Source organism: Nostocoides australiense Ben110, assembly GCF_001050535.1.
Lineage (GTDB): Bacteria > Actinomycetota > Actinomycetes > Actinomycetales > Dermatophilaceae > Nostocoides_A > Nostocoides_A australiense.
Map to the genome: position 1 here is coordinate 2,385,245 of NZ_HG764815.1, position 5,664 is coordinate 2,390,908.

A 5,664-nucleotide genomic window follows, 5' to 3' on the forward strand; every position below is an offset into this window, starting at 1 on the left:
CCCGAGCAATCCGGGCACCGCGCCCCCCGGGCCGACCCAACTGGCATCACGTGTCCACGCGACCGATCGGGCAGGGCAAGGGCCGCGGCCCGAGGGAGTTGACCGGGATGGTCGACCTGACAAGGCACCCCCACCCCACAGATCCGGACAAGCCGCCGATCGTCAAAGCGCGGCTGCTGGACCTGGTTCCCGGCCGATCCGGCGAGGCGTACGCCACCTGGCTGCAGGATCGTGGTGAGCAGTTCCGGGCGCGGGTGAGGGTGGCGACGCTGGACCCGTTCCGCGGCTACAAGAACGCGATCGATGACCAGCTGCAGGACGCCCGCTCGGTCCTGGACGCCTTCCACGTGGTCAAACTCGCGACCGCGGTCGTTGACGATGTCCGCCGCCGGGTACAGCAGGAGATCCACGGCCACCGCGGCCGCAAGAACGACCCGCTGTACCGGGTCCGAAACATCCTGCGCTCCGGGGCGGAGAACCTCACCGACCGGCAGAAAGCGCGCCTGGCCGCGGCGTGGGCCGCCGACGAGCGACACCTCGAAGTGGAGGTCGCCTGGCTGTGCGCCCAACAAGTGCGCTCGGTCTATCACCAAGACACCCACGCCGCCGGCCGCGCGATCGCCGAGAAGATCCTCGATGAGTTCCCCACCTACCCCATCCGCGAGGTCAAACGCCTCGGCAAGACCCTCAACCAGTGGCGCACCGAGTTCCTGGGCTACTTCGACACCGACGGCGCGAACAACGGCGGCACCGAGGCCATCAACGGCCTGATCGAACTCCACCGACACATCGCCCGCGGCTTCCGCAACCGCGACAACTACCGCCTCCGCATGCTCCTCATCGGCGGCGGACTCAACCTATGACCCCACACTCAACGGCGAAGAGCCGCGTACCCCGACAGGTGCCGCGAGTAGTGGCCGTACCAGTCCCACAGGTTGGCGTACGGGATTCGGATCGGCGGTACGACAAGCTCGCCTCGACCTACCGCGCCGCCGTCCTGCTGCGGGCGATCCTTCTATGGCTCCCCGCCCTCACCGAGTGGCGGTGACCACGGGCGTGGTCTCACGCTCATGCCGAGAAGAGCGCATTAGATCGGCCTCGCGGCAGCCCGGCCGTGGCCCCGCGGGCGACGCGGAATCCCAAATCATCGAATGAGGCGTTCGGGTTGGTCTTGCGTCGAACGCCAGCCCGGCAGCTCCACTCCGGATCGCTCCAGCCTCCGCCGCGGATGATGCGGTAGGACCCGTAGACCTTGGGGTCGTACAGATCCCAGCACCATTCCCACACACCGCCTAGTAGGTCGAACAGGCCCCACGCGTTGGGCTGCTTCAAACGCACTGGATGAACGGTCCCCCCGGAGTTATCGGCGTACCAGGCGATCTCGTCCAGTGGCCCGTATCGCGCACCTGACGTGCCTGCGCGGCACGCCACCTGCCACTCGGCATCCGTGGGCAGCCGATACCCGTCGGCACCGTGGTGCCAGACCACGATCCAGTCGTCGAGCTCTGGCTCGCTGTGCGACCGCCACCGTGTCGGGGTGGGAACCTCACGCTCTGAGATCTCATAGGCCGGAGCCAGGCCCTCTAGACGCGAGAGCTCGTTGCAGAACAAGATCGCGTCTCGCCAGCTCACGTCGGTCTGCGGAAGGTTCGTCCGCTCTGGGTCGCCGGTCACGCCGTATACGTCGTCCCACAGGCCGCGCGTCACCACGGTGTCCGCCACAGCGAAGGGCTCGACGCGGGCGGTCCACGACTCGCCGGTGCGGCGGTCCACCACGAGTTCCTCGACTGCGCCGGGGAGGGGAACGGTGACCAGGTGAATCTTCACCGTACCCATTGTCGGCCACCGGCAAGTGGATCCGGCGCATTTGCGAACTCGCTGTCGGACGCGCCCGGCGCACGCACTGTCATGCCGCGGGTCGCGCGTCACGGTGGCGGTGCGTAGCCAATTGAGATACACGCCCTAGGCGCAGTGCCTTGCGGATCAGATCGGGGGGCTCGAAGTCGTCCGCCTCGTCCTCGTCGTTCACCTCGAACACGACCCCACACTGGTCCGTCCCGACAACCCGCGCAAGCCGACCGGGCTCGTTGCGAACATTGGGCCGCTCGCGAAGAAGGCGGCAAAGGACCGGCTCGGCCCCGACGGGAAGTCACGGTCACCATGATCCCGCGCTCAGCCGATGGGTCAACTGGTCAGGCCACTCCAGCCCTGGGTCACTGCTCAAGCGGGCCGCCGACGACACGAAGTCGGCAGGCACCCCACCGGCGAGCGCGTGACCAGCACAGCAGCCCGGACGAGACTCGATACTCGCGGTTCTTGTAGCCCACGGCCCGCAAAGCCGGGCCGGGACGGCTACGTCCGATGTCGGGCCGGGCGGGAGCCCTTGCCGGAGCGCCGTGACGTGCCGCCAGGCGCGCCATCGCGGACCTTGCGGGCGACCACCAGCGTGGTGGGCTGGGGCAGGGTGGCCCCGACGGTGAGGATCGTGCCGGTCTCGAGCCCCAGGCGCGCCATCACCGGCGCTGCGGCCGTCAGTTCCTCCGAGGCCTTGTCGCCCTTCATCAGCATGAGTTCGCCGCCGACCGCGATCAGCGGCGCACACCAGGCGGCGAGCTTGTCGAGGGCGGCGACGGCGCGCGCGGTGACGTAGTCCGCCACCAACTGGCCGTGGAACTCCTCGGCGCGGCCGCGGCATACCGTGACATTCGAAAGACGAAGTGCGGCAACGGATTCGGTGAGCCACGTCGTCCGCCGCAACATCGGCTCCACCAAGGTGACCTGCAGATCGGGGCGGGCGATGGCGAGTGCGATGCCCGGCAAGCCGGCCCCGGACCCGACGTCGATCACCGACGCGCCCTCCCGAGGCATGGCCTCGGCCACGACGGCGCAGCCGAGAACATGGCGCTCCCACAACCGCGGGACCTCGCGCGGACCGATCAGCCCGTGCGAGACACCCGTGTCGGCCAGGATCGCCACGAACCGCCCGGCCGGCCCCAGCTGCTCGCCAAAGATCTCCCCGGCGACGGCCGGTGCCGGCGGCGGCCCCGGCGCGGGGTCAGGAGGCGGCGGGTTGGACGACGACATACCGCCGGGGTTCGACCCCGCTGGACTCGGACACCAAGCCCGCGGCGAGGACCTCGTCGTGCACGACCTTGCGTTCGAAGGCGGTCATCGGGTCCAGGTCGACCGGCTCGCCGCTCTCGCGGCACTCGGCGATGGCGACCTTGGCCTGCTCGACCAGGGCGGCGCGGCGCTCGGCCCGGTGGCCGGCGATGTCGAGCATCAGACGCGAGCGCTCGCCCGTCGCCGACTGGACGGCGAGCCGGGTCAGCTCCTGCAGCGCCTCGAGGACCTTGCCGTTCGGTCCGACGAGCCGCCGCGGCACCCGGCCCTCGTCGGAGTCGACGATCGCCACCGCGGCCCGATCGCCGTCGATGTCCAGGTCGATGTCGCCGTCGAGGTCGGCGATGTCGAGCAGCGTCTCGAGGAAGTCGGCCGCGACCTCGCCTTCCCGCTCCAGCACGGCCTGCCGGTTGCCCCGGCCCCGGGCCGGCGCCCCGTCCTCCCCGTCCGAGCCGTCGCCGTAGTCCTCGCTCGCAGCGTCGTCAGCGCCGACCCGCTCCTCACTCACCGGATCTTGACTCACCGGATCCTGACTCACCGGCTCCAGACTCATCGGTTCCACATTCACTGTCTCGTCACTCACCGGCTCCGCGGTCGGCTCCTCGAGAGCCGACTCCTCCATCTGGCTCGCGTCAGCCATGGCGTTGTCCTGAACCGCGGTCTCGTCGACCACGGCGTTGTCCTGCTCGCTCACTGTCACTCCTTAGCCCTGGTCCGCGGGGGGATCCTGGGGGTCGTCGTCGTCCGACGGTTTGGGCTTGTTGCCCGGCTGCGTCGGTCCCGACTTGGGTTTGCGGTTGCGGTCCTTGCGCTTGGGTTGCTGGCGCTGGCCGCCTGGTCTTTGGGCGGGCCCGTCGATGACGGTGCCGGTCGCCGTGGACCCGCCCGCCGTGCCGAGCACGGGTCCCTGCGGCAGGGGCTTGCCCTTGCGGGCGCGCCGCTCGTGGAGGGCCTTCTCGGCGAGCGAGCCGGGGGTCGGCATCCGGCGGATGACGTACATCTGCTGGCCCATCGACCACACGTTGGTGACGAACCAGTAGATGAGCACACCGATGGGGAAGTTCACGCCGGAGATCGCGAATACCAGCGGCAGCACATAGAGCAAGATTTTCTGCTGGCGCGCGAAGGGGTTGTCCAGTGCCGAAGCCGGCATGTTCTTGGTCATCAGCTGGCGCTGCGTGGTGAATGTCGTGACCGACATCAAAATGATCAGCACAACCGTGACGATCTTGACGTTCGCGCTGGAGGCACCCATGAACTTGTCCGACAGCTGCGCCCCGAAAATCATCGCCTGTTCGGCCTGGCTGGCGACCTCGCGCGTGATCGGGCCGATGCCTTCGCGCTTGCCGTCGGCAATCGACTGCAGCCCGTTGAGCACCCGGAACAGACCGAAGAAGAATGGCGACTGAGCCAGGATCGGCAAACACGACGAGAACGGATTGGTCCCCGAGGTCCGATAGAGCTCCATCGTTTCCTGCGTCATTTTCTGACGCGATTCCGGGTCGGTCTTGCCCTTGTATTTCGCCTGGATCTTCTGCAGCTCGGGGCTGATCATCTGCATCTTGCGCGATGCGTGGATCTGCTTGACAAACAGCGGGATCATCAATGCCCGCATGACGATGACCAGGCCGACGATGGACAACGCCCACGTCCAGCCGGAAGCCGCCGGCATCCCGATGGCGGTGAACGCCTGGTGGAAGCCGTACATGATCCACGCCACGATCCACTCAATGGGATAGAGGATGGAATTGAAAAGGTCGCCCATGGTGTCCTTCAGCTCGCCTTGGGTGGGGTGTCCTGCGCCGGGAGCGGCGCAGTGGTGTCAAAAGTGCCGGTGACCGGAAAAGTTCCGTGCTCGTGGGGGTCCGCCTGCGGCGGAGCTTCCGGTATGCCGCTCGCTCGCCGCCACGTGAACGTCTCGGGTACGTGGTCCACCCCGCCCGGTGCCCAGGGGTGGCAGCGCAGCAGCCGGCGGGCGGCGAGGTAGAACCCTTTGACGGGACCGAACCGTTCGAGGGCGGTCACGGCATACCCCGAACAGGTGGGGTAGTAGCGACAGGTCGGCGGCGTGGCCGGGGAGATGAAGCGCTGATAGAACCGGATCGGCCAGATCAGCGGCAGCGCGAGCAAGCGCCCCAGGCTGGCATGGGGCCTGGTGTTCGAGGGCCCGGTGCTCGAGGGCCCGGTGCTCGAGGGCCTCGTGTCCGAGGATGACTGGCTCATGCGGTCCGGCTCCACCGGGGTCCGAGCCGCGCCAGCGCCTCGTCGAGGGCGGCACCGAGTTCGGCGAAGGTGGCCCCGGCCGCGGCGGGTTGGGCGCGCACGACGTAGTCGGTGCCGGGCATCAGCAGGCCGAGCCGGGCTCGGCAGTGTTCGCGCAGGCGGCGCTTGGTGCGTCCGCGCACGACGGCGTTGCCGACGGATTTGCCCACGACGAAGCCGACCCGGCTCGGGAGGTCCTCCCGGCCGGGTATGGCGTTGGCATGCACGACGAGCACGCGAGCGGCAGCACTGACGCGACCGCGGCGACGCAGGACCGCC

General features: G+C 68.7%; 7 protein-coding genes. 1 reads left to right on the forward strand and 6 read right to left on the reverse strand.

Features of this window, described 5'->3' with window-relative positions:
- The coding region (locus BN11_RS11460; protein WP_162213220.1) for a transposase at window positions 1–863 on the forward strand (863 nt) is incomplete at its 5' end.
- A 205-nt stretch (window positions 864–1,068) separates the two neighbouring features.
- Here the strand turns inward: BN11_RS11460 and BN11_RS11465 are convergent.
- From BN11_RS11465 to rnpA, 6 genes are all read right to left on the reverse strand, one after another.
- Window positions 1,069–1,827, reverse strand: coding sequence for a formylglycine-generating enzyme family protein (locus BN11_RS11465; protein ID WP_235435447.1), 759 nt, complete (start codon window positions 1,825–1,827; stop codon window positions 1,069–1,071).
- Window positions 1,828–2,352: 525 nt separating this feature from the next.
- Entirely contained in the window at window positions 2,353–3,084 is a 732-nt protein-coding gene (gene rsmG, locus BN11_RS11470; RefSeq protein ID WP_048697799.1) for a 16S rRNA (guanine(527)-N(7))-methyltransferase RsmG, read from the reverse strand.
- Window positions 3,056–3,676 (reverse strand): Jag family protein, encoded by a 621-nt coding sequence (locus BN11_RS11475; RefSeq protein WP_048701305.1) that lies wholly within the window; start codon window positions 3,674–3,676, stop codon window positions 3,056–3,058. Before BN11_RS11475 ends, rsmG begins: the two co-directional genes overlap by 29 nt.
- Before the next feature lie 150 nt (window positions 3,677–3,826).
- Window positions 3,827–4,888 carry a membrane protein insertase YidC gene (gene yidC, locus BN11_RS11480; RefSeq protein ID WP_048697803.1) on the reverse strand — a complete coding sequence of 354 codons (1,062 nt, stop codon included), beginning with the start codon at window positions 4,886–4,888 and terminating at the stop codon, window positions 3,827–3,829.
- Window positions 4,889–4,896: 8 nt separating this feature from the next.
- Complete coding sequence (gene yidD, locus BN11_RS21880; RefSeq protein WP_327152862.1) at window positions 4,897–5,253, reverse strand: membrane protein insertion efficiency factor YidD; 357 nt, start codon at window positions 5,251–5,253, stop codon at window positions 4,897–4,899.
- A gap of 89 nt (window positions 5,254–5,342) precedes the next feature.
- On the reverse strand, window positions 5,343–5,664 hold a 322-nt coding region (gene rnpA / locus BN11_RS11490), incomplete at its 5' end, for a ribonuclease P protein component (protein ID WP_048697806.1).

What these genes read in the sequence shown, in the direction of transcription:
- yidC (WP_048697803.1), bottom strand. Translation starts at nt 4,888, where the DNA reads ATGGGCGACCTTTTCAATTCCATCCTCTATCCCATTGAGTGGATCGTG.
- rsmG (WP_048697799.1), bottom strand. Translation starts at nt 3,084, where the DNA reads ATGTCGTCGTCCAACCCGCCGCCTCCTGACCCCGCGCCGGGGCCGCCG.
- BN11_RS11475 (WP_048701305.1), bottom strand. Translation starts at nt 3,676, where the DNA reads ATGAGTCTGGAGCCGGTGAGTCAGGATCCGGTGAGTCAAGATCCGGTG.